Origin of the sequence: Marinobacter halotolerans, from assembly GCF_008795985.1 — a bacterium.
Classification (GTDB): domain Bacteria; phylum Pseudomonadota; class Gammaproteobacteria; order Pseudomonadales; family Oleiphilaceae; genus Marinobacter; species Marinobacter halotolerans.
Window position 1 is genome coordinate 826,052 of record NZ_VMHP01000002.1, and the last position, 25,750, is coordinate 851,801.

Genomic DNA, 25,750 nt, shown 5'->3' on the forward strand with positions numbered 1-25,750 from the left:
ATTTTCACTATTTCTGATGAGGGGTTAGCGTGATCAAAGCCGTAATCAGCGGAACCGGGCTCTACACTCCGCCAGCGACCATCAGCAACGATGAGTTGGTTGACGCGTTCAATGCCTATGTTGAGCGCCACAATTCAGAGCACGCTGACGAGATTGCCAGAGGCGAGCGCGAGGCACTCCAGCCCTCGTCATCTGCATTCATCGAGAAGGCGTCCGGCATCAAACGCCGCCACGTGATCGACAAGGACGGCATTCTGGATCCGGAGCGAATGTGCCCACGCATTCCTGACCGCTCCAACGACGAGCCGTCCGTACAGTGTGAAATGTCCATTGCCGCCTGTAATGAGGCGCTGGAGCAGGCCGGCAAGACCCCGGCCGACGTTGATGCCCTGATCGTTGCCTGCTCCAACCTGCAGCGTGCCTATCCCGCCATTTCTGTGGAGGTTCAGGACGCACTGGGAATTGAAGGTTTTGCCTATGACATGAACGTGGCCTGCAGTTCCGCCACCTTCGGACTTCAGGCGGCGGTAAACGCGGTAGAAAACGGCTCGGCACGTGCCGTGCTGGTGGTCAGCCCGGAAATTTGCTCCGGCCATCTCAATTTCCGCGACAGGGACAGCCACTTTATCTTCGGCGATGCCTGCACGGCGATTCTGGTTGAGCGGGAAGAAAATGTGTCCGATGGCCAGGGGTTCGAGATTCTCGGCACCAGTCTGAAGACCAAGTTCTCCAACGCCATCCGTAACAATTTCGGTTTTCTGAATCGGGCGGACAAGGAAGGCGTGAACAAACCCGACAAGCTGTTTGTCCAGCAGGGCAGGAAAGTCTTCAGGGAAGTGTCGCCCATGGTTGCCGAAACCATCCTTGGCCAGCTTTCATCACTGTCCCTCACTGCGGAACAGATCAAGCGCATGTGGCTGCACCAGGCCAACCTCAACATGAACCAGCTGATTGCCCGCAAGGTGCTGGGCCGGGACGCCACCACGGAAGAAGCACCGGTGATACTGGATGAATACGCCAATACCAGCTCGGCCGGCTCGGTCATTGCCTTTCATAAGCACAAGGGCGATTTTACCACCGGTGAACTGGGTGTGATCTGTTCGTTCGGCGCCGGTTATTCCATTGGTAGTGTTGTGGTGCGGCGCCGGTAGGGATTATTGGCCGATCTAGCTCGCTGCCAGCGCTCTGAGGGCGTCGGGCAGTGGGGCGGACGTACGGGATTCGCGGTCAAACCAGACGATTTTGGCGTAGCCCTCGGCGTAAAGATCCCCGGTGTCGGCATCGGTGAGGGTATGGTAAGTATCAAGACTGGTATTGCCGGCCCTGTCAGCGTATGTTCGGACTTCCACGGTTGCCGGGTGGTTCAGTTCCTTCAGAAAGGTCGCACTGGTTGTAATGATGACCGGGCCGGTGGGGTCGCCCTCAGCCCCCAGTGACAGCGACGCGAGCCAGGTAATCCGGGCCTCTTCGAAAAAGCGAAAATAAACCGTATTATTGGCGTGGCCGTAAGCATCCATGTCGCCCCATCGGAGTGCCATTGAGAGGGTGCTTACCAGGTTCCCGGGTACGGACATCGTTTTCCTCCTGTTGCGGGATTTTCGGATTCGGGGATTAGATTCATTTTCAGTGCCGGTATTTTTGTCAGAACTCACGCGAATTCACAACACCAGGTCATCGAATGAAGCAAATAGCATATCGGCACGGCGCACTGCTGGTCTTCCTGGCGCTGTTCTTGGCCCCCATGGCTGGATTTGCGCAGACAGTCCAGCCCGCTAATGGTTATTCACAGCAGGATATCGACGAGCAGACGGCGGCCGAGCGAGATCCCTACGTGGACTGGAATCGCAAGGTTTACCGTTTTAACGAGACCATCGACAACTGGTTTCTGCGTCCGGTAGCCGAAACCTACCGCGCATTTATGCCAGGGGTGGCGGACCGTGCCGTTACCAACTTCTTCAATAACCTGACGGAACTGCGTAATTTTGCCAACAGCGTTTTTCAGCTCAAGCCCAAGTCGGCGGTAGTGGCGACAGGCCGCTTCACTTACAATACGATTTTTGGCCTGGGCGGCCTGTTTGACGTGGCCACGGCATTCGAGCTTCCCGAGCAACCGGAGGACTTCGGTCAGACACTGGGCTACTGGGGTGTTGGTTCTGGCCCCTATCTGATGCTGCCCTTTCTGGGCCCTTCGAATCCCAGAGACTTTGGTGGATTTGTGACTGATAATCTTCTGTTACCGTCAGCCTGGGATCTTGCGGAGGAACCGGAGGTCTATGCGTTACGGGGACTGCAGGTTGTCGATAAGCGGGCGGACCTGATTCCGGCCGAGAGTTTCATTTCCGGCGATCCCTACATCTTCGTAAGAAACGCCTATTTGCAACGCAGGCAATTCCTGATCAACGATGGACGCACGTTCAATGACCCGTTTGCCAGTGGCAATGACGAAGATCTCATGCTGGAGGATTTCTGATCCTGATGTCTGGGGTGATGTCAGGAGTCCCGGCAGGCAGAGGCTTGAGTGATGGCAGATAGCAGAATACGGAAATTTCGCCGGATGCTGGCTGAAGCACCGCATTATGAGGCCTGGAAGGCGGCGGCGCTGGAACTGGATTTTCTGGAAGGCAACGTGGAGTGGAAGGAAGATTTCGCGTCTGACCTCTACCACTACGAACTGATCTATGACCGCCTCAGCAATCTGCGCCATTACCGCCAGCAGAACGATATGGAAAGGCTCAAACGGGCCCTGCGGGAAGGTTTGCACCACGATCTCGGCAATATGGGCAACCGCGCGCTTTACACCCGCTCCAGAGTTGGCACCAAGCATCTCATCGAAGAGTACATCACCCAGGTTTGTGAATCGCTGGATTATCTGTGTGATACCCCTGATCCGGGCTTTTCCAACGCCAACAAGCTGCAATTCTTCCGCGACACCCTGACCAGCTTCGGTAGGCCTGCGCTGTTGCTCAGCGGTGGTGCCTCTCTTGGCATATTCCATTTCGGGGTCATCAAGGCGCTCTGGGAAAAAGGGTTGCTGCCCCAGGTGGTAGCCGGTTCCAGCATCGGGGCGATTATCGCGGGTATTCTGGGCGTTCACAGTGATGCTGAAATTCCCGACATGCTGGTGCCGGAAACCCACGACCTGAGAGCCTGGAAATGGCGCGGCCTGCTCAGCGCCGTGCGCGGTGATGGCCTGATGGACCAGCAGACGCTGAAGGAGTGCCTGCGGGCCAATATTGGTGAGTACACCTTCGAGGAAGCATTCGAACGCTCCGGGCGGTCCATCAATGTGAGTGTTTCGCCGGTGCAGAACCATCAGCAGGCCCGCCTGCTGTGCGGCTATACCTCGCCCTATTTGTTGGTGTGGAGCGCGGTGCTGGCCAGTGCAGCCGTTCCCGGGATCTTCCCGCCGGTCACCCTGATGAAAAAAGACATCGCCGGCAATGTGCTGCCCTATATGTCGCGCCTGAAATTCGTGGATGGTTCGGTGGTCAGTGACCTGCCCATTGAGCGGTTGATGCACTTGTACGATGTGAACTTCACCATCGTCAGCCAGACCAATCCTCATGTGGTACCTTTCCTGAACCGCCGGGGCCGGGACGAAAAGCTGAAGTTAAGCAACATTCCGATGCACCTGCTGAAAGCGGAAGTCCAGTTCCATGGCCAGGGAATGTTCGATTATCTGCGCAAGCGGGTGAAGCCGGAATTCCTGCGCCAGATGTCCGGCCAGATGCATTCGATTCTGGGTCAACGGTACTCCGGCGATGTCACCATTGCGCCGTCCTACCGCCTGAAGGACTATCGACGGATGCTGGCCAACCCGGACCCGGCCTGGGTCCGGGAAATGATCCTTCAGGGCGAACGGGCTACCTGGCCGAAGATCTCCATGATTCGTTCCCACGCCCGGATCTCGAAAACACTGGAACGCTGCATACGCCGCCTGAAAAGCGAACAGGGCCGGGCGACCGCGGAATTGCGCCTGGTAACCCATTCCGAAACCGGGCAGTCCTGAGATGTACTACGATTTTTTCGGCTTCCGTGAGCCGCCTTTTTCCATTGCTCCGGACCCACGCTATCTCTATCTGAGCGACCGGCATAAAGAGGCACTGGCGCACCTGATGTACGGCATCCAGGGGCAGGGCGGCTTTATCGTGATCACCGGAGAGGTGGGTACGGGCAAAACCACCGTCAGCCGCTGTTTTCTGGAGAATGTTCCGGAACAGGTGGACATTGCCCTGGTGCTGAACCCCCGGTTGTCGGCCCGGGAGCTGCTGTCATCGATCTGTGACGAGCTGGAGATTGCCCATCCGGCCCAGGCCTCCATCAAAGAGCTGGTGAGCCTGATCAATGACGACCTGCTTGAGGCCCACGGCGCCGGGCGTCACAAGGTACTGATGATTGACGAGGCGCAGAACCTGTCCACGGACGTGCTGGAGCAGCTGCGCCTGCTCACCAATCTGGAAACTACCGAGAAGAAGCTTCTTCAGATCGTGCTGCTGGGCCAGCCCGAGCTCCAGGATATGCTGGCGCTGCCGGAACTGCGCCAGCTGAATCAGCGAGTCACGGCCCGGTATCACCTGGAAGGCCTTGAACGGCGGGAGATCGACGCTTACGTGCGATATCGCCTCGGCGTATCGGGTCTGAAAGGGGAGATCTTCAGCGAAGGCGCGATCAAGGCCCTTTATCGGCACAGCGGTGGTATTCCCAGGCTGATCAACCTGATTTGTGACCGGGCGTTGCTCGGAGCCTACGCCCAGGGTGAGCACCACATCACCGCGGGGCACATTCGCAAGGCAGCGGCTGAAGTGAATGGCCGGCGTACGAGAACAGGACAGGGCGGCCCCGGGAAAGGGTGGCGGATAGCCATGGTATCCGGCAGTGCCATTCTTGCGGTGATTCTCACCTTGCCGCTGCTGGGGATTAACCTGTTCGGCGAGCCACCGATGGCATCGAACGACGAAGCCGCTGCGGTGGTTGGTAATCCAGAATTTGTGGGAACCGTGGAGCGGGTGGATGGCGCCTCTGGGCCTGAATCTGACGAGCCAGTCGCGGCAGAGGAGGTAAATGCCGGGCCGGGGGAATTCACCTTTGAACATCGCCTGGAATCCCTGGCGAGTGCCTTTGATGCCCTGTTTGGCGTCTGGAACCGGGAGTTTGAGGCTTCGGAATCGCCTATCGCCTGTGATTTTGCCCAGAGCCAGGGGCTACAGTGCCTGGAAACCCGCATGTCGAAACAGGGACTGGTGTTTCTGAACCGTCCCGCGATCCTGCATTTGCGAGACAGGTCCGGACAGACCGGCTTCGTGGTGCTGCAATCCCTGAACGGTAACAACGCGCGGATTATCGGCGAGGAGGGGATTGAAAACGTGACTTTTGAGAGCGTCGAACCCTTCTGGTACGGCCAGTCCACACTGCTATGGCGGCTACCCCCCGATGAGACAGATCGGCAGATCTGGCTTAGCGCCAGCCTGATGGAACTAGTCAGCGATCAGGCCGCTAACCGCACCGAGGAGGACCGGGTCGTTCGTCTGAGCACGGAAGAGCAGGTGCGGTGGTTCCAGTCCAAGAAAGGGCTCACGGTTGATGGTATCCCTGGAGCCATGACCATTATCCAGATGAACAACGATCTGAATGCCCGGGTGCCCCGGCTCGACCGAGCGGACCGATCGGATAGCCCGGACAGAGAGCGCTGAGATGTCCTATATCCTTGATGCACTGCGCAAATCCGAATCCGAGCGTCGCCAGGGACGGGTTCCGGATCTGGGGCAGCAGGTCCAGCTTGTTCACAAGCCGAAGAAAAGATCGTCTACCGTTGCTCTGTGGATTGGCATTGGTCTGATTCTGAATGCGGTTGTTCTGGCGGTGGTGTTCTGGCAACCTCCGCAGACTTTTACAGCGACTGATCAACCGGAGCCTGCCAGCAAGTCCATGCCCATCGAATCCGAGCCGGCTCCCCGGCCAGAAGCCCAGCCCGTCGCTGAACCGGCGCCTGAGCGTGAGAGCGAACCAGAAGCTGTACGCCCGGTAGAGCCCGAGCCCGAAACCAGCGTTGTGCCGAGCGATAGGCCCGTTCCGAGAGAAAGGCCAACCATCATTGTTCCGTCGCCAGCATTGTCCGGCCAATCTCAGCCGACTGGCGAGACGGCGACCGGGAGTCAGGTCCCCCATCTTCTGGAAATGCCCCTGGCGTTCCAGCGGGCTTTGCCGGATCTGGTGTTCAATAGCCACATCTATGCGTCAGAACCGTCTTCGCGGCGGGTAATGATCAACAGCCACTATCTGAAGGCAGGGGATTCGTTTGACGGCATACGGGTGCAGACGATTACCGAAGATGGCGTGGTACTCAGTAAAGACGGCCGCTCTTTCCGGGTGGGCATTGTGAGCAACTGGACGAGCCCGGACTGATATGGCGCTGACGGACGACACCAAACAGATTATCCAGCAGGCCTACCGGGATGTGCTGGCGGGCAAGGATATCAAGGCCCGTTATGGCCAGCGACTGATGATTGCCGAAATCGCCCGTTATATGGGCGGTATCACTTCGGACGATGGCCAGCGCACCTCGCCGGCGTCGGCCTGTGTGGTGGAGGCGGGAACCGGTACCGGCAAAACCCTGGCCTATCTGATCTCTGCCATACCCGTGGCCAAGGCTTTGGGCAAAACCCTGGTGATCTCCACCGCCACCGTTGCCCTGCAGGACCAGATCGTGAACAAGGACCTGCCGGACCTGCACAAACACAGCAAGATGGATTTCAACTGGACCCTGGCCAAGGGCCGCGGCCGCTATCTGTGCATGTCGCGCCTTGAGGCGCGGCTACACGACGAAGGCAATGGCGACAGCGATACCATGCCGCTGTTCCTGATGGACGAGCCGGGCAAGCAGGAGCCGGGTACGCGGGCCTTCTTCGAGGATATGCTGGCCAGCTACGGCGCGCGGAAATGGGACGGCGACCGGGACCACTGGCCGGATCAGATTCCGGATGATATCTGGCGGCAGGTGACCACCGACCATCGCCAGTGCACCAACCGTCACTGTTCCTATTTTGACAGCTGTGCCTTTTTTGACGCCCGTAAAGACCTGGACGATGCCGACATTATTGTTGCCAACCATGATCTGGTGCTGGCTGACCTTGCCCTGGGTGGTGGCGCGATTCTTCCGGAACCGGAAAATGCCCTGTTTATATTTGACGAGGCTCACCACCTGCCGGAAAAGGCCCTGAACCATTTCGCCGCGTCTGTTCCGCTGAATTCCACGCGGCAATGGCTGAAGCAGTTATCCCAGGCGATTGGCAAGATGCAGCCGTTTTTTAGCCCTGGCACCACGGCCGCCAAAACCATCGACAAGATCAGCACCGCCTCCCGTGATCTGGACAAGGCCTTGTCGGATATCTACACCGAGGCCGAGCAGAACACCGGCTGGGAATTCAATGAGGAACGCCGCACCGCCCAGTGGCGATATCCGGAGGGCGAGCTGCCCGAGGCCCTGGCAGAGCTTGCCGGCGAATCAAAAATTGCCACGGCCACGCTGGTGCGCCAGCTGGGCGTGATGGTGGACGAACTGCAGACCGCTTTTGACGAGCGCAAGGAAAGCGATATTGACCGGGATACCGCCGAGGCGTGGTACCCGGTACTGGGATCGTTCCACAGCCGCGCCGAAGATCAGTTCCGCCTGTGGACTGCCTGGTGCGAGAACGGAAAAACGTCCGGGCCGCCGGCCGCTCGCTGGGCGATCCGCCAGCGCTGGGAACACGCCGAGGACATCACCTTCTACAGCAGCCCGGTGCTGGCTGACAGCCTGCTGTATACCCGACTCTGGTCCCGCGCATTCGGCGCCGTGCTCACCAGCGCCACCCTGACCGCCCTGGGCAAGTTTGATCGCCTGAAAAGCCGCGCCGGCCTGCCGGAGGAAAGTCGCTTTGTGGTGGTGCCGAGCTCGTTCCGGTATCAGGAGATGGCCACGGTAGAGGTGCCGGCACTGAAGGTGATGCCCACCGATGACGGCTTTACGGATGCACTGGTTCAGCGCTTGCCGGACCTGTGGGCGGGGGAGAAGGCCACGCTTGTGCTGTTTACCTCCCGCCGGCAGATGAAACAGGTTCATGAACGGCTGGCGCCGGAATACCCGGAACTGATCACCACCCAAGACGACATGGCCAAGGGCGAGGTACTCCGGCGCCACTGTGCCCGGGTGGATGAGGGCTTGCCCAGCGTGCTGTTCGGCGTGGCCAGCTTTGCCGAGGGTATCGACCTGCCGGGGCATTATCTCAGCCATGTGGTGATCACCCGCCTGCCGTTTTCCGTGCCGGATGATCCTATTGAAGCCAGCCTGGCAGAATGGGTCACCCTGCGGGGCGGCAATCCCTTTATGGAGATCACGGTGCCGGATGCGTCCATCAAGCTGGTTCAGGCCGTGGGCCGCCTGCTGAGAAAAGAATCGGATACCGGACGGGTGACTATCCTGGACCGCCGGATCATTGCCCGCCGCTACGGCCAGCTGCTTCTGGATGCACTGCCGCCTTTCCGCCGTATCATTGAGCCCTGACCATTCGCCCATAAAAAAAGAGCCAGCCCAAATGGGATGGCTCTTGTGAAAAGGGTTCGATCTGAACCCGGGCGTCGAAACAACGCGAACAAGAAGACTGAAGGCCTGAGTTTCAGAATTCTTTCTGAGGTTTCCCTCAGCGTTGGGAGAATAATAGGGGAGTAGGGGGCGTATCCGGATCGTCCAAAGGGCGTAGAGGGTGCAAAAAAGCGATTAAAAGTGTGACGCAATTCACATTTTAATTCAGTAAGCCCAGTGTTCTTGCCTTTGCCAGCGCCTCTGTACGGGAGCCGACGGCCAGCTTGCCGTAGAGGTTGCGGATGTGGGCTTTCACCGTGGTGGGTGCCACGTTCATGCTGGCAGCAATGTCCTTGTTCGCCAGCCCCTGATTGATCAGTTCCAGTACTTCGATTTCCCGCTGGCTCAGCGGCTCCAGAAGTTGCGCGTTCTCTTTGCCTGGCTTTTTGTCGGTCGCGGGGGCCTTTTCTGCCAGTTCCTGGAGCATTGTCAGCACTTTGCGGTTCCAGCGCCCGGGTGCCTGTAGCGCTGGCAGATTCAGGCACAGGCTCTGCACGGTCCGGCTTTCTTCCGCCAGTAGCCGCACAAAACCGGCCTCGGATGCCCGTTGCAGGGCCAGCGTCAGCATCTGTTCGGCCTCCTTATCCTTGCCCTCGGCCGCCAGCGCTTCACTGTAGACCAGTTGGATTTCCGCCAGGTGCCGGTAATGCTGGTCTTTTTCCGCACTCAGGCGCAGCGGTACCAGTGTGGCGGTAGCTTCTTGCGGCCGGCCCATGGCCACCTGAACCCGCGCGACGCTGATCTGGTTCTGTTCCCGGTTCAGCGGATTGGTGAAGGTTTCCGAGTTCACCTGCTGCATCCATTCTTCCGCCTGGTTAAGATGCCCGGTTGCCAGGTAGCAGCGAGCCAGGAGCGCTGAGCAGGCGGGCGGCTCGAACAGGATCTGGTCCCGCTTGCGGCGGGCTACGCTGGCGGCGTCTTCGAGGACCTCGATGGCATCCTGATAACGGCCTTCGCTGAAGGCCAGATGACCTCGTACGAACTGGATAATGACGTGCTGCCCGGGCTCGGTGCCGCTCTTGACGTGGTCCAGCAGCGGAGCAAGGTAAGACGCGGCCAGTTGCAACTGGTCCCGTTCCCGGTATATTTCGATCAGCGCACTGTTCTGCCAGCAGGAAATCAGCATGGGCTGGCGGGGATCGCTGTGGTGCTGGTCTACCCACTGACGTACGGTGGTGCAGGTTTCCAGCGCGGTGTCGATATCTCCCCGGTTGTACTGTATCCAGGCCAGGAGGCCGCCGCTGGACAGTACGGTGCTTGGCTTGCGTTCCACTTCGCCGTAGCGCACGGAAGATTTCAGCGCCTCTTCCGCGTCTGCCAGGTCGCCTTTGCCGTAGTAGTCCAGCCCCAGGCCATAGTAGGTGACCGATTTCAGGGGGATACGGGTATGGTCGATGTCCCGCAGTACCTGGCGGGTCAGGTCACTGGCGCTTTTCTCGTCGCTTCTAGACCGTGCCAGATAGGAGCGGATCAGCGATATCTCACTCTGCAGGCCCAGAGCCCCTTCGGCGTCGGGATGGGAATCGGCGACCTGCTGGTCCAGCTTGTCTTCAAGCTCGTTCAGCAGTGGATCAAGCAGTTCAACCCGGTTGGCGAAAAACAGGGCCCACACCCGAAGCATCAGCAGCTGCGGGCTTTCGGCCAGGGTTGCGGAGGGCAGGGAGTCCAGCCAGTCCAGCACCTGAAGGTGAAAGCCGGCGTGAATCAGGTTATTGCCGTGCTCGGCCAAAACTCTCGCCAGCCAGGGCCAGTCCCGATGCTGAACAATCTGCCCGATACCTTCCTGCACATGGCCGTGCTCCAGGAGCCAGTCCACTACCCGCTGCCATTTCTTCTCCGCCTCTTCCGGGGCCAGCTGTCTTGAGCGCTGCAGCAGTGCTTCCCGGAACAGGTCGTGGTAACGGAACCATTCGTTACGGGTGTCCAGGGGAATCAGAAACAGGTTTTCACGGAGTAACTGCTCCAGCAGCGCCTGGCTGTTGGAGGCACCCCGCACTGCATCACAGAGCGACGCGCATAGCCTGGGGCAGAAGGCGGTATCCAGCAGGAAATTACGGACCGGTTCGGGCTGCTGTTCCAGGACTTCTGACAGCACATAATCGCTGATACGCCGTTCATCAATATCAATCTGCGAACCCGCAACGCTGCTTTCCCCGGGGCGGTTTTCCAGGCCGCCGCCGGACAGCGCCGACAGCTGCATCGCCGCGACCCAACCCTCGGTTCTGGCACAGATCCGCCGCACTTCCGACTCATCAAGGGCAATGCCCATGGTGTCGTGGAAAAAGTGGCGGCACTCTTCCTCGGAAAACGCCAGCAGGCCCGGGTGAATGTCTTGAACCCAGCGCCGGACCCGCCAGCGGGCCAAAGGCAGGGCTGGCTCGGTGCGGGAAACGAGGGTGACCAGTACGCCGGGGGGCAGATAGTCCAGGAAATAGGACATCTGACGCTGGATGCGCGTGTCCTGAATGAAGTGATAATCGTCCAGTACCAGCGACCAGGGCGATTGATCCGCCGTCAGGGCGTTAATCAGGGCGGTGATCGGCCCTTCAAGCTCCTGCAGGGAACAATGGGCGAGGGCCTGGCGGCATTCCTCCAACCCGGTCAGACCATTGGCTTCGAAGGCCCCGACAACATACTGCCAGTAGCGGCGGGGTTCATCGTCGTGTTCGTCCAGGGACAGCCAGGCGGTTGGCCGCGCACTCTGGGCGCACCACTGACACACCAGGGTGGTTTTGCCGAAACCCGCCGGTGCCACCACCATGTTCAGACGCTTGGGTTCGGTGGCGTCGAGCAGGGAAGACAGGCGTTGCCGCACAACGGAACGAGGGTCCGCGGAAGGCCTGAGAAATTTGGTGGTTAAGAGCATCGGGTCCCTGAATGCCGGTTAAGGATTTTGATAAGCGATTGTGTGCTTTGTCACAGTTAAGTCAAGGGCGCTTTGACGGCTGCGATTTCCAGGTTTTGGTCTAAACTGTGGAAAAAGGTTGTCGGTATACCTTTAAAGAATGAAAACAGCGTCTTTTATGCGTAGCATTCTGATTTTATGGGTTAAGCGCCAGGAGCGACATAATCAATGAAACTACAACAGCTTCGGTATATCTGGGAAGTCGCGCATCACGATCTCAACGTTTCAGCCACTGCGCAAAGCCTGTTTACCTCACAACCCGGTATTTCCAAGCAGATCAGGCTGCTGGAAGACGAGCTGGGGCTGGAAGTGTTTGCCAGGAGCGGTAAGCACCTGACCCGGGTGACACCCGGTGGCGAAATCATCATTCGCGAGGCCGGGGAAATTCTGCGCCGGGTGGAAGGCATCAAGAAGATTGCCCAGGAATTCAGCAATCAGCGCAAGGGTGACCTGAGCATTGCCACCACCCATACCCAGGCCCGATACGCGCTGCCGCCCATCATCAGTGGTTTTATTGAAGCTTTCCCGGATGTGTCCCTGCACATGCACCAGGGCACGCCCATGCAGATTTCCGAAATGGCGGCGGACGGATCGGTGGATTTTGCCATCGCCACCGAGGCCATGGAGCTGTTCAACGACCTGATCATGATGCCCTGCTACCGTTGGAATCGCAGCGTGATCGTGCCCCGCAATCATCCCCTGGCCCAGGCTTCCGAGCTTTCCCTGGAAGAGCTGGCGCAGTATCCGCTGGTGACCTATGTGTTCGGTTTTACCGGCAGGTCCAAGCTGGATGAGGCGTTTCAGGCACACGGCCTGACGCCAAAGGTGGTGTTCACCGCCGCGGATGCGGACGTGATCAAGACCTATGTCCGGCTTGGCCTGGGTGTGGGCATTATCGCCAGCATGGCCTTTGATGAAACGGCGGATTCCGATCTGGTGGCGCTGGATGCCCGCAAGCTGTTCCGGCCCAGCGTGACGCGCATCGGCTTCAGAAAGGGGACGTTCCTGCGGGGGTATATGTACGACTTTATCCAGCGCTTTGCGCCGCACCTGACCAGAGAGCGGGTGGATGAAGCGGTCAGCCATCAGGGCAGCCGGTCGGAGATCGAGGAAATCTTCTCCGACGTGGAACTGCCCACTTACTAAAGGCCATTCGTGAGGACTACTCGCTGGCGATGACGTTGCCGGCGTGCAGCCCGCACTCCTTCTTGGTGGCTTCTTCCCACCACCAGCGGCCTTCGCGCTCATGCTGTCCCGGCAGGACAGGGCGGGTACAGGGTTGACAGCCGATGCTGACAAAGCCCCGGTTGTGCAGTTCGTTAAAAGGCGCTTCGCTGATCCGGATATAGTCCCAGACGTCCTTTGAGGTCCAGTTCGCCAGCGGATTGAACTTGACCAGCTGCTTTTCATCCGTGGAGAAGGCGTCGTCCAGCTGTACCACCGGCACATCATGACGGGTGCCGGGGCTCTGGTCCTTTCTCTGGCCGGTAATCCAGGCGTCCACGGTTTTCAGCTTGCGGCGCAGCGGGTTGACCTTGCGGATGCCGCAGCATTCGGAATGGCCGTCTTCATAAAAGCTGAACATACCCTTGCGGTTTACCATGTCTTCGACTTCGGCGGCGTCCGGAAACAGGAATTCGATATTGATGCCGTAATGATTGCGGACTTTCTCGAAGAACTCGTAGGTTTCCGCGTGCAGCCGGCCGGTGTCCAGCGAGAAGACCTGCAGGTTGTCTGTCATCTTGTGGGCCATTTCGATCAGGGCGACGTCTTCGGCACCGCTGAATGAAATGGCAATGTTATCGAATTTCGCGAAGGCGGCCTTGAGGATGGCTCGTGGGCTCTGGCCATCCAGATCGTCCTTCAGCTGTGCAATGTTCGTCATTGAATCAGTAACCTGCGCCAATAAATGTGGGATCAATCTATCATTAACCGCCCCGGGGCTGAAGGAATCCCGGCGTATAACCTTATAGCTGCTGCATTCGTCGGCGGTTTTTCTTATCATGGCGTTCCTGATTGACCAAACCGACTTCACCGAAACAGGAGAGAACCGTGGAACTGGCCTGCCTTGACCTTGAGGGCGTACTGATCCCCGAAATCTGGATCGCTTTTGCAGAAAAAACCGGGATTGAGGAGCTCAAGGCGACCACCCGCGATATTCCTGATTACGACGTGCTGATGCGTCAGCGCCTGAAACTGCTGGATCAGCACGGTTTCGGTTTGCCACAGATTCAGGAAGTGATCGGTGAACTGGACCCGTTGCCTGGCGCCAAGGAATTTCTGGACTGGCTACGGGAACGTTTTCAGGTGGTGATTCTCTCCGACACCTTCTACGAATTCGCCATGCCGTTGATGAAGAAGCTCGGTTATCCGGCGCTGTTGTGTCACAAGCTTGAGGTGAGCGACAGTGGGCAGATCACCGATTATCTGCTGCGTCAGCGCGATCCTAAACGCCAGTCGGTGCGGGCGTTCCAGCTGCTGAACTACCGGGTGATCGCTGCGGGTGATTCCTACAACGACACCACCATGTTAAAGCAGGCGGAGGCAGGGATTCTGTTTCATGCGCCGGAGAATGTGATTGCGGAATTCCCGCAGTTTCCGGCTGTTCATACTTTTGAGGAGCTGAAGCAGGAGTTTCTGAAGGCGAGTGCCATTCATAAAGTTGGGTGAACGCCAGCAAGCGGACGGACCCTTTCAGAACACGCTATAAATACCTCCCTGTACGCTCGGCCTCCGCCATCCCTGGCTCCGGACGGTTCTGAAAGGCTCCGTCCGCTTACTGGCTGTCTAAGCTTTCGAGGAAATCCATCAGAGGTTTCACTTTGGTGAGTGTTTCCTGGTATTCCGCCTCCGGCTCGGAATCAGACACGATTCCACCGCCGCCGCAGCAGTGAATCCTGCCATCGCCATCACAGAATAGTGTTCGAATGGCGATGTTGCTTTCCAGTGTGTCGTCCAGACCCCGGAAGAACACCGATCCGCAATAAGGTCCTCGATCATGTGGTTCCAACTCGCGGATTATTTCCATTGCGCGGATTTTCGGGGCACCGGTAATCGAGCCGCCAGGGAAGGCGTCCAGTAGCGCTTTCATGGGGGTGACGCCCGGGGCGAGCTCGCAGCGGATGTGGCTGACCAGGTGGTGGACGTTGCGGTAGGACTCGAGTTGAAACAGCCCGTCTACCTCAACGCTGCCGTTTGCCGCGTTCCGGCTCAGGTCATTTCTTAGTAGATCCACGATCATCAGGTTTTCCGCGCGATCTTTTTCCGACTGCAACAATTCCTCCGCCAGGCGGGCATCCTCTTCTGGTGTGGTACCGCGCTGGCGGGTACCTTTGATGGGGCTGGTGGTGACGGTGTTTTCCCGGATTTTCAGAAATCGTTCCGGGGACACCGACAGTACGGCCTGCTCGCCTGCCCGGATGAACGCGCTGTGGGCCGTGGGGTTGGCGTCTGACAGGGCCCGGAAGGCCTCCCAGGAATCACCGGTGCAGTGTGCCGAGAATTCTTGTGACAGATTGGCCTGGTAGCAGTCACCCGCGGCGATGTAATCCCGGACGCGTGCGACGCTTTCCTTGAATGCCTCTCTGGATTGCAGGGCGCGGAAGGGCTGGGTGATCTTGAAGGGCATGGCGAACTGCTTGCTTGGCTCTGCCAGCCACTGATTCAGCTTCTGACGGGTTGTTTCAGAGCACTGTGGGTGAATCCAGAGGTAATGTTCGGAGGTACTGCGATTGTAACTGGCGACCCAGAGGTAAAGGCCGGCGCTGAGCAGTGGCATGGGAAGCGGGCGTCGCAGGGCATGGAGCCGGGGTTCGGTGTCGTAGCCCAGTTCATAGCTTATGAATCCGATCCAGCCTCCCTGGATGCAGGGCAAAGGCTCATCGCCGTGCGATCTGTAGGGCTCAATGGATTCCTCAATCTGCCGGGCAACTGTGTCCGGCAGAAGAGGGCGGTTCTCATCAAATCTGCTGCACAGCGTTGTCGCCGCCAGGGCGGAAAACGCGGTGTGGACGCCTCGGCTGTCTCCATCACCAACGCTGCCCAGATAGACAAAGTCCGGCTCGCCGGAGGCGTGTGCCAAAAGCTGCTCATAGGTTTCGCGGGTGATCGTTTTGTAACCAGAAAGACCCAATTTACCCTCGAAAAATAGAAAGAATGATAATTCGGCCACAAAACGGCCGTTGTCTGCATGGCCGGGCGATTGCTCTAATGACAGGCCTGCCACAGTGGCCGGATCAGATGCGACGATGATTTTACCCGATTACTGGCGCATAGGGTCCAGTTCTTCCGGGAATCCTAAAATAAAAGAGGTTATCCAATGCCAATGAAACAGACGTTAACCGCGGTACTTTTCACCATTCTTTCATCCTCTGTTTTCAACGCCTATGCAGCGGATGAGGCGAAGTCCCAGGTGACGCCCTCCCCGGAGCAAATAAAGCAAGAGGCCCAGGCGAATACCAAATATCTGGCGGCGCAGGCGCTCAAGAAAGCCAAGGCCGTCATGGAAGCCTACGGGGAATTCGCGCCTTTTGGTGCAGGGCTGTTTCAGGAAGGAGAAGTCAACTTTGTATGGGCAGTGAAGCCGGGTGAGAGCACCAAGGGCATAAATCCGGTGCTGGTGCTCAATGCGGTTCGATCCGCTCTAGGTACGCAGGCGGAGGCCGGACGGATTCTTGGCTCTGCGGTGGTTTACCAGTATCGCGGAACTTCAAACGATGGTGAGCCCCGGGAGCAGATCAATATCGAGCTGGAATACCTCAATGGCTATGCTGAAGTCATCGCCACCCAGTATGAGGAAGGGCCTGAGGGCATTGAGTTTACAAAAACGACGAACAGTCAGTACGAACCGAAGGTTTTTACTGGCGACCAGACCAGCTCTGAGGCTCAGTAAATAACGTCTTAGCAATATGCCGGATACCGCTTTAATGTGGACTAGTTCAAATTGTTACGGTTTGTATGAATTACGTCAGATTGTGTGCGCAAAATCTCAGAAATGTATCAGGGCCTCTGGGAAACTGAATTTGCGGTTTGGATAAAGCCGCAAACAAAAATAGAAATATCCTTCAAGGAGAAACAAATGAAAGGCCTGAAAAAAATTGCACTCTGTTCTGCAGTGGCCCTGGCGCCATTCGCAGCTAACGCTGACCTGAAAGCCCTGAACGATTCCGCCATGAGCGACGTTACTGGCCAGGCTGGTGTGACCATCGATCTGTCCGCCAACGTATCCATCGGCGAAATCGCTTATGAAGACCAGGGCTTCCTGGCAATCTCTGACGTAACCCTCGGCGGTGCCGCTCCTGGCTCAGCTCTGGATGACATCCGCCTGACCATCGACGTCGCTGGCGCTGACCCGCAGGATGATCTGGGTGTTGCCGCTCTTGGTGCTACTTACCTTGGTGGCGCAGGTTTCAACGTGAGCAACGTTAATGAAACCGACCAAGCTGTTAGTGATGGTGACCTGGTTATCGCACTGCGCTCCCAGAGCGGTGCTCCGGTTGATTTCGGCCTGAGCATTGGCGAAGTATCCCTCAACAAGTCAGCTAATGGTGCGGACTTGGGTTCATTCTCCGGCTCTGCTGATCAGGGTACTGTTCTGGTCTCAAATCTGAACATCACCGGCGCACTTGGCCCGATTGACATCGTGGTTCAGGAAGAGTCCAACGCGATGAACATCAACGCATACTTCAATGCCGCTGGTGACCTGACAATGCCGTTCATTGGCACCAGCATGGGCTTTGAACTGCACAACCGTCGTGGTGATTCTTCTGTTACTGGCCCTGCTGGTACGCCGCTTGAAGGTGTGAGCTTTGCCCACGCTCAGGTTGACGTTGGTGTTGCCGAAGACTACTTCGCAGCTGACCAAGACGCTCTGACTGTTAACGTTCAGGACTTCTCTGGTGATCTGGACCTGACCAGCATCACTATGGGTAACGGTGTATCCATCGGTTCTGTTTACATGACCGACCTGGCTATTACCGCCGACATGACCATCTACGGTCACTAAATAGTAGGCAACAGGATACGTTAGTAACCTGTGGAAAGGCGTCCCAGCCCGTTTGGGGCGCCTTTTTTGTTTAAGGCAACACGAAAAACACAAGAACTGAACAACCAAGAATTTTCTGGAGCTGCCATGTCCTCTTTTCTGAAGATGTTTCCCGTCGCCCTGGCGTTTGGCATGTCTCCGGCTGCTTATGCCGAGCTGGAATCCATTACCGATGGCGAGCTTTCCGGTGTTACCGGGCAGAGTGGGCTGACCATCGATTACAGCGGTCGCATGAGCATGCAACAGTTTCGATATGAGGATTCCGGCGAACTGGTTGCGGAAGACATTCGTTCCGGTGGTGCAGGTGTCACCGATGCAGGACTTGCTGCCGGTTACGGCGAAAACCTTGACGATGCCCGGCTGACCTTTGATATCGCCGCCGACGGTGGGTTGGATATTCTGTGGCAATCCCAGAGTGGTCAGTCGATGGACTGGGGTTTTGTAGCAGGAACCGTCGCCGTGGGTGACGGAGCACCGGGCCCGAGAACCCGTATTTTCAGTGATCTCCAGGGCTGGGGTCAGCTGCGCACGGCGCAACACAGTGTGCTGCCAGCTTCCGAATCGGCCCTGAACCGCAGCACTATTTATAACTATGCGGCGTTTACCACGGAAGCGCTGTCATCGTCCAAAACATCCGCCACCATCGGTATTGATGGCGGTTACATTAAAAGCCCGGATTTCAGTGGCAGTGGACTCGACGAGATGGACCTGACCGATCAGATTCCGGCCTGGGCCGGTGGCCAGCGAGCCCGTTCGACAACCCCTATGGACGATCTGCGCGCCGGTTTTGCAGCGGTGGAGACCTCAACCTATGCGGTTAACGCAGGCGAGGGCGCTGCCGTCAATGATTCTCTTGCCATCGAAGTGACCGGGTTCGCAGCGGATGTGGGCGCTCAGAATATTTCCGTCGGGCAGATGGATATGGGGAGCGTGGCGCTGGACAACATCCAGATCTCGGACACGATTGTCACGCTCACGCCCTGATCAGACAGGCCGGTTCAGTCTGTTACTGTTCCGGCACCTTGATGGACAGGTCAAACCCACCGCCCGGACGTGGTGTCAGTGAGATAGGCCCTTCGTTAATAGCCCTTGGCACCTGGATGTTATCAATGCCGGGCGGGGTGCCGATGCCGAAGTTCAGGTTCTCGCCGTCGTAGTTGATCCCCAGTTGGTTATTCAGGAAGTTCTGGGTAAACGGCTCGTCCGGTATCTGTGCCTGCTGGCCAAAAATGATCGGCGGTATCTGGGGCGTGAATTCCCGGGGCGGCTGCAATCCGGCCAGTTCGTCCTGGGAGAACGCCAACGCCCGTCTCAGAAACTCTTCCTCTGCACTTTCCAGTGCGTCCAGCTTTCCTTCCTGCTCCAGTCGCGCAAGAGCCTCACGGTAGGCCTGCTCTTCCGCTTCGGTCAGTTCGGGTTCTCGGGGCGAAATGGTCAGCGTACGCAGGATTTTCTGCCTTTCCGCTTTTTCCTCACGGGACGGTTCACGGGAATCGGGGTGCACCAGGATCAGCGCAGAGTCCTCGACGTAGGTGTCTACCATTTCGTCCTGTGAAAGGGTCTGGACTCCGGCCATGGCGGCGGGCGCAGAGAGGCTGGCAAGCATCACACCCAGTCCCAGGGGGGCAAGGGAATAAAGACGTAGCGAAGTTGGCCTGATCATGGTTGTGCCTATGCAGTTTATAGAGTGCCTTATATCTAGTATTTGCCCCCTCTCACACGAATTCAAGCCTTCACGCGCTGGTTTGTGATCAGATACAGGGTAAGGTAAGTATTATTGAACTCAATGGGATTCGTCGACTCAGGGGTGACATGAAAAAACGAATCAAAAGTCGCTGGCGGCGATGGATCAACAAGCGTATTCCAAGGCGCGACAGCCAGATTTTCAGTCAGCGCAACATCTTTATTTTACCCACCGGCGCTGGCGTGGTTTTCGGCATACTGCTGCTGATCATGTTGATTACCGGCATCAACTATCAGAATAGCCTGATTTATCTGCTCACCTTTATCCTGGGAGCCGTTTTCGTGGCGGCGATGCATCAGACCCACAGGAATCTTGCCGGGCTGGAAATCACGCTGCTGAGCGGTGGCGAGGGGTTTCCCGGTGAGGCGCTGCCGTTCCGGTTTCGCGCGGTGGTCAGTGGCCACGATTCGGTAGCCCTGTCGCTGTCCTGTCATGAGGCGCGGGTGGATCAGCAGCATGTGTTCGAGTCCGAACCCGCGAATCTTTCACTGTCGCTTTTATCTGCCCGCAGGGGTTATTTCCGGCCCGATCGCATTCGTGTAGAGACCCGCTTTCCTTTCGGTTTGCTGAAGGCCTGGTCTTGGCTGAGGCCGGTGTCGGCGGGCATTGTGTATCCTGCGCCGATTCCGGCACCGGAAGTTGCAAGCACCGTTCAGGACGGCGACCGGACCGACGACGCCCGCTCCGTTGACGGCAATGACCATGCGGATATCCGCCCCTGGCGTGAGGGAGACCCAAGTCAGAGAGTGCTTTGGAAGCGTTTTGCCCGAACCGGTGAGATGGTCATAGCCGACTGGGAGGGCGAGCAGGGCAGTCCTCAATGGCTGGATTATGAAGCCTTTCGTGGTGTCGATCAGGAGCTGCGGCTAAGTTACCTGGCGTACCAGGTAATAGAGCGGATGAAGACTAACCAGCCCTTCGGACTCAATCTGCCGGGGCAGGTGATCGAACCGGATGTGGGTAAGACTCACGGCAACCGTTGCCTCAAGGCCCTGGCGGTTTTCGGGATCGAGAAGCCACGGGAGGGCGACGCTCTGCCGTTCGGGACCCGCCGCAAAGACGCCGCAGCGGGAGCAGTCGCATGATTCGCCGTTTCCGACGAAAACAGACCTCCGAAAGCCGCGCGGATCTGATTCCGGGTGCGGCCCTGATCTGGCTGATGGCGGCGTTTGCACTGCTGTTGCTGCCTCAGTGGGATCGACTTCCCGTATGGCTCACCGTCAGCTGTGTGTTGCTTGCAGCATGGCGCTGGCTGGCCCAGACGGGAAGGCTGAGGTTGCCGGGCAAGTGGTCCCGGGCGGGGCTGATGATTGTTCTGGTGGGCGTTTATGTGGCCACAGTTCAGGGCCGGTTTACGGTGGAAACCGCCTCATCGTTTTTCGTGCTGGCGGTTGGGCTGAAATGGCTGGAAACCCGCTCGGTGCGGGACTTTTACGTTCTCTTATTTATCCTGGTCTATCTGGCATCGGTGAACTTTCTGTTCCATCAGGAAATACACTGGACCATCGTTAACCTGGCCGGTGTGATGGTGCTGTTTATCGGCCTACAGGTGCTCAATGCGCCGGGCATTCCGGGGTCGGCCCGGTCGAGTTGGAAGCGGTTGGGGCTGATGTTCCTCAAAACACTGCCGGTAGTGGTGCTTCTGTTCGTGTTTTTCCCGCGGATGGCGCCTCTCTGGAGCGTGCCGCTGGTGTCGGGTGAGGCCCGCACCGGTATCAGCGACACCATGACCCCCGGGGATATTTCCAGCCTTGCCCAGAGCAGTGAGCTGGCTTTCCGGGTGACCTTTGGTGACGACATACCGGCCCGCCGAGATCTTTACTGGCGTGGATTAATTCTGGATCGGCTGGATGGCGATACCTGGCGCCAAAGTCGGGGGCAGGGTTTTCGCCGCCCCGGCGAAGTGGCACTCGACGGCGGCGTTGGCCCGTTGAAACCGAATGAGTATGACGTACTGCTGGAACCTACCTACGAGACATGGGCCTTTGCCCTGGATGGCTCCGAGGCTGTGTCCGACAATGTCCGGAAGACAGACAACAGCCTTTTCCGGTTCAACCGGCCTGCCGACACCACGCTCCGGTATCGTCTGGCGTTGCCATCGGCGCCCCGGGTTGACTCCGAATCTTTGGGTGACGCGCGCCGGTATCTGCAGTTGCCCGCGTCTGGCAACCCCCGGGCCCGGGATCTGGCGCAGTCTTTGCGGCAGCAGTCCTCCGGGCCGCTGGAATTTGCCGAGAATGTGCTTAGCCGCTTTCGGCAGCAGCAGTACTATTACACTCTCAGGCCGCCGCAAATGCCGGACAATGGCATTGACGCATTACTATTCGACGTCAAACGGGGATTCTGCGCCCACTACGCCGGCGCCATGACGTTCCTGATGAGGTCGGCGGGCATTCCTGCACGGGTGGTGATCGGTTATCAGGGTGGCCAGCCGGGGGCAGATAGTGAATATCTGATTGTTCGGCAATACGATGCCCACGCCTGGGTTGAGGCCTGGATTCAGGGGCAGGGCTGGGTGAGGTTTGACCCGACGGCGGCCATTTCCCCGGCGCGCATCGAGTCCGGTCTGCGGGAAGCAGTCCAGGAAGAGGGATCCTTCCTTGAGAACGACTGGACCTCTCCCCAGCGATATGGCGATATGGCGCTGGTGCAGTGGGCTTCCCTGCAACTGGATAAAATGAACTACCAGTGGCAGCGCTGGGTGGTGGGTTATCAGGGCCAGTCCCAGATGGACCTGATGTCCCGATTGCCGGGCGGTATCGGATTAAGGGAGCTGGGTTACGTGACGGCTGCGGTGGTCGGCGGTGCCCTGTTGTTTGCCGGGTTATTCACGGCGCTGAAAGGCCGATCTTTTGCCCGACGAGATCCGTTTTCCCGGGTTCTGAACCGGTGGTACTCGATGTGCGAAGACGCCGGTGTACCGGTGCGCTACGGAGAAACCCCTTCCCAGCAGGCCTCCCGTCTGGCGCAGGCAGAGCCATCCGTGGCCGCGTCCGCCCGTACCTTTGCCGCTCTGGTCAACAGGCATTACTATGCCGGGGGGCAGGGGGCGAACGAGGACATCGGAAGGATGAAACGGCTGCTGGCCACCCTAAAAAGGCAATTGAAACGCGCGAATTCCTGACATTGACTGAGAGGTCCATTTGAACAACTCCACCACCCCCATGCCCTGGCTGGACGAGCCCAGGGAACGGCTTCGCCAGAGTCTGGCTGACAATCGGTTGCCCCACGCTTTGCTGGTCACCGGTGAAGAAGGGGTGGGCAAACGGGCTTTTGCCGACCGGTTCGCGGCCCTGCTGGTGTGCGAGCAGCCGGACATGGCCAAGGGTGTGCGCTGCGGTCGCTGCAAACAGTGTGAGCTGGCTTCCGCGGACACCCATCCGGATATCCGTCGCTATGCCCCGGAAAAAAGCCGGGTGATCAAGGTGGATCAGGTTCGGGCGCTGTCTTCCTTTGCGGTAGCGTCCCCCCAGGTAGCAGGTCGCAAGGTGGCGGTGATCGACAGGGCGGATCAGCTCAATATCAATTCCGCCAATGCTCTCCTGAAAACCCTGGAAGAGCCTGCCTCGGATCTTGTGCTGATCCTGTTGCAGGAAAGCGGCCGACCGGTTCTGCCCACTATCCGGTCACGCTGTCAGGTGCAGGGCATTGCCACGCCGTCATCGGCCCAGGCAGCACAGTGGCTACGGGCCGAGATTGAGCAGATGGCGCTGGAATCGCCGCCAACGTCAGAACAGTGCGACCGCGCTCTGCGGCTGGCGGCCAATGCGCCCAGGCTTGCCCTGGAATACGTGACCGGCGATTTTCTGTCGTTACGGGATGAGGCCTTCGAGCAGTTCCGGAGCTTCATGAAAGGCCAGATTTCAGTGGGTGACGCGGCGAAGCCGTTCAAGACACTCGGGCTGGAGGCGTCTCTATGGCTGTTTGAAGGCTGGGCGGGGGATCTCGCCCGGATCAAGGCCGGCGGCCTTGCCAGGGACGAAGAGGCGTCCGAAATGCTCGGATTTCTGGCCAGAACCAATCCGGCCTGGCGGGCTCACGAGCTGATTGATCTGGTGCATGAGGCGCGTTCTGCAGCGGTTTATAACGTCAGCCCGGATCTGGAGGCGGGCCGGCTGCTGATTGCCTGGCAGAAACTGATGCCGGTCAAGCGCGCCGCCGGTTAGAACGCCGGTGGACATGGCCGGTGCTTGTTCTAGGCACCGGTCAGGAAGTGCTGCTATGATTGCGAAATATCGAAAGTTTTAACACAGGTGTTTTCTATGGGCCCGGGTTTTGGTGCACGCAGTGGTATTCTCACCCTGACGATCAAAGACAAGGCCGTGTTGTACGCAGCCTATATGCCGTACATCCGCCAGGGCGGTCTGTTTATTCCGACCCAGAAGCAGTACCAGCTTGGGGACGAAGTGTTCCTGCTGCTGAACCTGATGGATGAACCGGAGAAGATACCGGTGGCCGGCAAGGTTATCTGGATCACCCCGAAAGGTGCCCAGGGCAACCGGGCGGCAGGCATTGGTGTTCAGTTCAATGGCGACGATGAAACCGCCCGTACCAAAATCGAATCCTATCTGGCAGGTTCCCTGAGCTCAGATCGCCCCACCCATACAATGTAAGGCCCTCAATGAATGAAGTTGCCCAGGGCCCCGCACCTGATTGCAGAACAATTCCACAGGAGATGTCCTGGCCGCTCAGGCATCTCACCCTAGCGGGCCTTCACTGGCCCGCATCCCACACTGACAGCCACACCCCCGACACGCCAGTGCTGATGATTCATGGCTGGCTGGATAATGCCCTGTCATTTGCCCGTCTTGCGCCTGTTCTGGCACAAGATCGTAATGTTTATGCCATTGATCTGGCCGGCCACGGGCAGTCTGGCCATCGCCCGCCGGGCCAGGGTTACCCGCTGACGGACTATATTGCTGATCTGGCAGAGCTGGTCGAGACGTACTTTAACGATGACGGGGCGCCTGCAAAGGTTGATCTGGTGGGGCATTCCCTCGGGGGCATCATCTCGCTCTTCTATGCAGCGGCTTTTCCAGAGCGCGTGAGAAGGGTGGTACTTATCGACAGTCTGGGCCCGCTCACGCGTCAGCCGTCGGAAGTAATCCCACAAATGCGAAAAGCCATACGCAAGCGCTTGGCGGGGTCGGGCAGGCCTGTCGTTTATGACACGATCAAGGAAGCGGCCAAAGCCCGGGAAGGCGGCATGATTCCGCTGTCCCATGAGGCGGCCATGACGTTGATTCCCCGAAACCTGCAAGAAGTGGCGGGAGGTTATGGTTGGTCTACCGATGCGCAATTGCGCCATCCGTCCATGATCATGATGGATGAGTCCCAGGTACAGGGATGTCTGGAACAGGTCAGAACGCCGACCCGGTTTGTGCGGGCGGAAAAAGGGTTACTTGCCAGTCGGCCGGAACTGAATTTACGTGCAGAGGCGATTGCCGGGCTTGATATTGTATCCGTGCCCGGAGGGCACCATTGTCATCTTGATGGCGATATCGGGCCGGTTGCCAACGCTGTGAGGGATTTTATCAATGTTGTTTGACCATGGTAGAACCGCCATTCGTGGCATCGTTAGCCTGTTGGCACTGGTTGCCGGGTTTGCACAGGCGACCCAGGTACCGCCGGAACCCTTCGAGGAGTCGGTTCTTGAGGAAACCGTCGAGATTTCTTCACCGGGGCGGCTGGTGCTGTTTAGCCCGGTAAGGGAAGTAAGCAATGAGATTCGCTCTGCGTCGCTCGCACGGCTGCCGGTCAAGGGCAAGGGACAGCTTTTCCGGGTGTTGGACGGGGCCAGTCGCGAGGAAGCTCTGAACCATTACCTCCGCCGGCTCCGTGATCGTGGCGCGACGGTTCTGTTTGAATGTTCCGGTGTGTCTTGTGGCGGTAGCAATGTCTGGGCCAATCAGATTTTTGATCAGTCAACGCTCTTTGGTTCGAACAGGGATCAGAATTACGTGGTCGCTGGCAAGATCGATGAGAACGGGAAACCCTCGCTGACGGTTATCTACACCGTCAAACGGACCAATCAGCGTGAGTATGTGTGGGTTGAGCAGTTGGAAGCGCCCGTAGGAACGACGATTCCGGGCCTCGGTACGGGGGGATCCAGAATCAAAGGCCCCATACTGGTGCCCTGGGAGGGTGGCATTACCTTCAGCTTCGACTGGACCACCACTGACCGGCGCCTGATTAACGAATGGTCGGCCACGGAGGATGCCCGGGTGGTTCTTGTGAGCTACAGTGAACTTGAGGATGACGAATCGTTTGGCGACGCCATGAAGCGGGCCGAAAATGCGGCAGAATCTCTGACTCGTCTGCTGACAAAAACCGGTGTTCCGGAAAGTCAGCAGGAACGCATTGTTGTGGGCCCGGCCGTGGTCATTCCCAACCCCGATCGTCAGGGCAATCGGGTTGAGGTAATGGTTATTCAGAGGTGAT

General features: G+C 58.2%; 22 protein-coding genes. 17 read left to right on the top strand and 5 right to left on the bottom strand.

Annotation, left to right across the window (positions count from 1 at the left end; all coding sequences use genetic code 11):
- The first annotated feature begins 29 nt into the window (after positions 1-29).
- The gene (locus FPL19_RS14125) at positions 30-1,151 is read left to right on the top strand and encodes a beta-ketoacyl-ACP synthase III (RefSeq protein ID WP_150913294.1); all 1,122 of its coding nucleotides are present in this window, start codon (positions 30-32) and stop codon (positions 1,149-1,151) included.
- Between the two features lie 15 nt (positions 1,152-1,166).
- Here the strand turns inward: FPL19_RS14125 and FPL19_RS14130 are convergent, their stop codons facing one another.
- On the bottom strand, positions 1,167-1,574 hold the full coding sequence (locus FPL19_RS14130) for an acyl-CoA thioesterase (RefSeq protein WP_150913296.1): 408 nt from the start codon (positions 1,572-1,574) through the stop codon (positions 1,167-1,169).
- Between the two features lie 104 nt (positions 1,575-1,678).
- On the opposite strand from FPL19_RS14130, the gene FPL19_RS14135 reads away from it, so the two are divergent.
- Genes FPL19_RS14135 through dinG form a run of 5 tightly spaced genes read left to right on the top strand, consistent with a single transcriptional unit; the run spans position 1,679 to position 8,539 of the window.
- The gene (locus FPL19_RS14135) at positions 1,679-2,470 is read left to right on the top strand and encodes an MlaA family lipoprotein (protein WP_150913298.1); all 792 of its coding nucleotides are present in this window, start codon (positions 1,679-1,681) and stop codon (positions 2,468-2,470) included.
- A 51-nt stretch (positions 2,471-2,521) separates the two neighbouring features.
- Positions 2,522-4,009, top strand: coding sequence for a DUF3336 domain-containing protein (locus FPL19_RS14140; RefSeq protein ID WP_225314438.1), 1,488 nt, complete (start codon positions 2,522-2,524; stop codon positions 4,007-4,009).
- Position 4,010: 1 nt separating this feature from the next.
- Complete coding sequence (locus FPL19_RS14145) at positions 4,011-5,690, top strand: ExeA family protein (RefSeq protein ID WP_150913302.1); 1,680 nt, start codon at positions 4,011-4,013, stop codon at positions 5,688-5,690.
- A gap of 1 nt (position 5,691) precedes the next feature.
- Positions 5,692-6,402, top strand: a complete 711-nt coding sequence (locus FPL19_RS14150) for a general secretion pathway protein GspB (protein WP_150913304.1) — start codon at positions 5,692-5,694, stop codon at positions 6,400-6,402.
- Position 6,403: 1 nt separating this feature from the next.
- Positions 6,404-8,539, top strand: coding sequence for an ATP-dependent DNA helicase DinG (gene dinG / locus FPL19_RS14155; RefSeq protein ID WP_150913306.1), 2,136 nt, complete (start codon positions 6,404-6,406; stop codon positions 8,537-8,539).
- Between the two features lie 238 nt (positions 8,540-8,777).
- On the opposite strand, the gene FPL19_RS14160 is transcribed toward dinG, so the two are convergent.
- On the bottom strand, positions 8,778-11,483 hold the full coding sequence (locus FPL19_RS14160; RefSeq protein WP_150913308.1) for a LuxR C-terminal-related transcriptional regulator: 2,706 nt from the start codon (positions 11,481-11,483) through the stop codon (positions 8,778-8,780).
- Between the two features lie 207 nt (positions 11,484-11,690).
- Between FPL19_RS14160 and cysB the strand changes: the two genes are divergently transcribed.
- Positions 11,691-12,668: an HTH-type transcriptional regulator CysB gene (cysB, locus tag FPL19_RS14165; RefSeq protein ID WP_150913310.1), complete on the top strand. Its 978-nt coding sequence runs from the start codon at positions 11,691-11,693 to the stop codon at positions 12,666-12,668.
- Between the two features lie 16 nt (positions 12,669-12,684).
- Here cysB and FPL19_RS14170 read toward each other — a convergent pair whose 3' ends face one another.
- Entirely contained in the window at positions 12,685-13,407 is a 723-nt protein-coding gene (locus tag FPL19_RS14170) for a phosphoadenylyl-sulfate reductase (RefSeq protein ID WP_150913312.1), read from the bottom strand.
- 167 nt (positions 13,408-13,574) lie between these two features.
- Between FPL19_RS14170 and thrH the strand changes: the two genes are divergently transcribed.
- Complete coding sequence (gene thrH / locus FPL19_RS14175) at positions 13,575-14,192, top strand: bifunctional phosphoserine phosphatase/homoserine phosphotransferase ThrH (RefSeq protein ID WP_150913314.1); 618 nt, start codon at positions 13,575-13,577, stop codon at positions 14,190-14,192.
- Positions 14,193-14,298: 106 nt separating this feature from the next.
- Here thrH and pabB read toward each other — a convergent pair whose 3' ends face one another.
- Positions 14,299-15,693, bottom strand: coding sequence for an aminodeoxychorismate synthase component I (pabB, locus tag FPL19_RS14180; protein ID WP_225314440.1), 1,395 nt, complete (start codon positions 15,691-15,693; stop codon positions 14,299-14,301).
- Between the two features lie 147 nt (positions 15,694-15,840).
- Between pabB and FPL19_RS14185 the strand changes: the two genes are divergently transcribed.
- From FPL19_RS14185 to FPL19_RS14195, 3 genes are all read left to right on the top strand, one after another.
- Positions 15,841-16,413: a hypothetical protein gene (locus tag FPL19_RS14185; protein ID WP_150913318.1), complete on the top strand. Its 573-nt coding sequence runs from the start codon at positions 15,841-15,843 to the stop codon at positions 16,411-16,413.
- 186 nt (positions 16,414-16,599) lie between these two features.
- A complete protein-coding gene (locus FPL19_RS14190; protein ID WP_150913320.1) occupies positions 16,600-17,526 on the top strand; it encodes a DUF6160 family protein in 927 nt (308 codons plus the stop codon).
- A 126-nt stretch (positions 17,527-17,652) separates the two neighbouring features.
- Positions 17,653-18,549: a DUF6160 family protein gene (locus FPL19_RS14195; protein ID WP_150913322.1), complete on the top strand. Its 897-nt coding sequence runs from the start codon at positions 17,653-17,655 to the stop codon at positions 18,547-18,549.
- Positions 18,550-18,571: 22 nt separating this feature from the next.
- Here the strand turns inward: FPL19_RS14195 and FPL19_RS14200 are convergent, their stop codons facing one another.
- Positions 18,572-19,228 (bottom strand): hypothetical protein, encoded by a 657-nt coding sequence (locus tag FPL19_RS14200; protein ID WP_225314441.1) that lies wholly within the window; start codon positions 19,226-19,228, stop codon positions 18,572-18,574.
- Between the two features lie 149 nt (positions 19,229-19,377).
- On the opposite strand from FPL19_RS14200, the gene FPL19_RS14205 reads away from it, so the two are divergent.
- The 6 genes from FPL19_RS14205 to FPL19_RS14230 all read left to right on the top strand — a co-directional run bounded on the left by FPL19_RS14205 (position 19,378) and on the right by FPL19_RS14230 (position 25,749).
- Entirely contained in the window at positions 19,378-20,394 is a 1,017-nt protein-coding gene (locus tag FPL19_RS14205) for a DUF58 domain-containing protein (RefSeq protein ID WP_150913324.1), read from the top strand.
- A complete protein-coding gene (locus tag FPL19_RS14210; RefSeq protein WP_150913326.1) occupies positions 20,391-22,433 on the top strand; it encodes a transglutaminase TgpA family protein in 2,043 nt (680 codons plus the stop codon). The genes FPL19_RS14205 and FPL19_RS14210 overlap by 4 nt, the downstream gene beginning before the upstream one ends.
- A 19-nt stretch (positions 22,434-22,452) precedes the next feature.
- Entirely contained in the window at positions 22,453-23,475 is a 1,023-nt protein-coding gene (gene holB, locus FPL19_RS14215) for a DNA polymerase III subunit delta' (RefSeq protein ID WP_318527390.1), read from the top strand.
- Positions 23,476-23,571: 96 nt separating this feature from the next.
- Entirely contained in the window at positions 23,572-23,922 is a 351-nt protein-coding gene (locus FPL19_RS14220; protein WP_008171779.1) for a PilZ domain-containing protein, read from the top strand.
- Between the two features lie 62 nt (positions 23,923-23,984).
- Complete coding sequence (locus FPL19_RS14225) at positions 23,985-24,857, top strand: alpha/beta fold hydrolase (protein WP_225314442.1); 873 nt, start codon at positions 23,985-23,987, stop codon at positions 24,855-24,857.
- The gene (locus FPL19_RS14230) at positions 24,847-25,749 is read left to right on the top strand and encodes a DUF4892 domain-containing protein (protein WP_150913330.1); all 903 of its coding nucleotides are present in this window, start codon (positions 24,847-24,849) and stop codon (positions 25,747-25,749) included. The genes FPL19_RS14225 and FPL19_RS14230 overlap by 11 nt, the downstream gene beginning before the upstream one ends.
- Position 25,750: the final 1 nt, after the last annotated feature.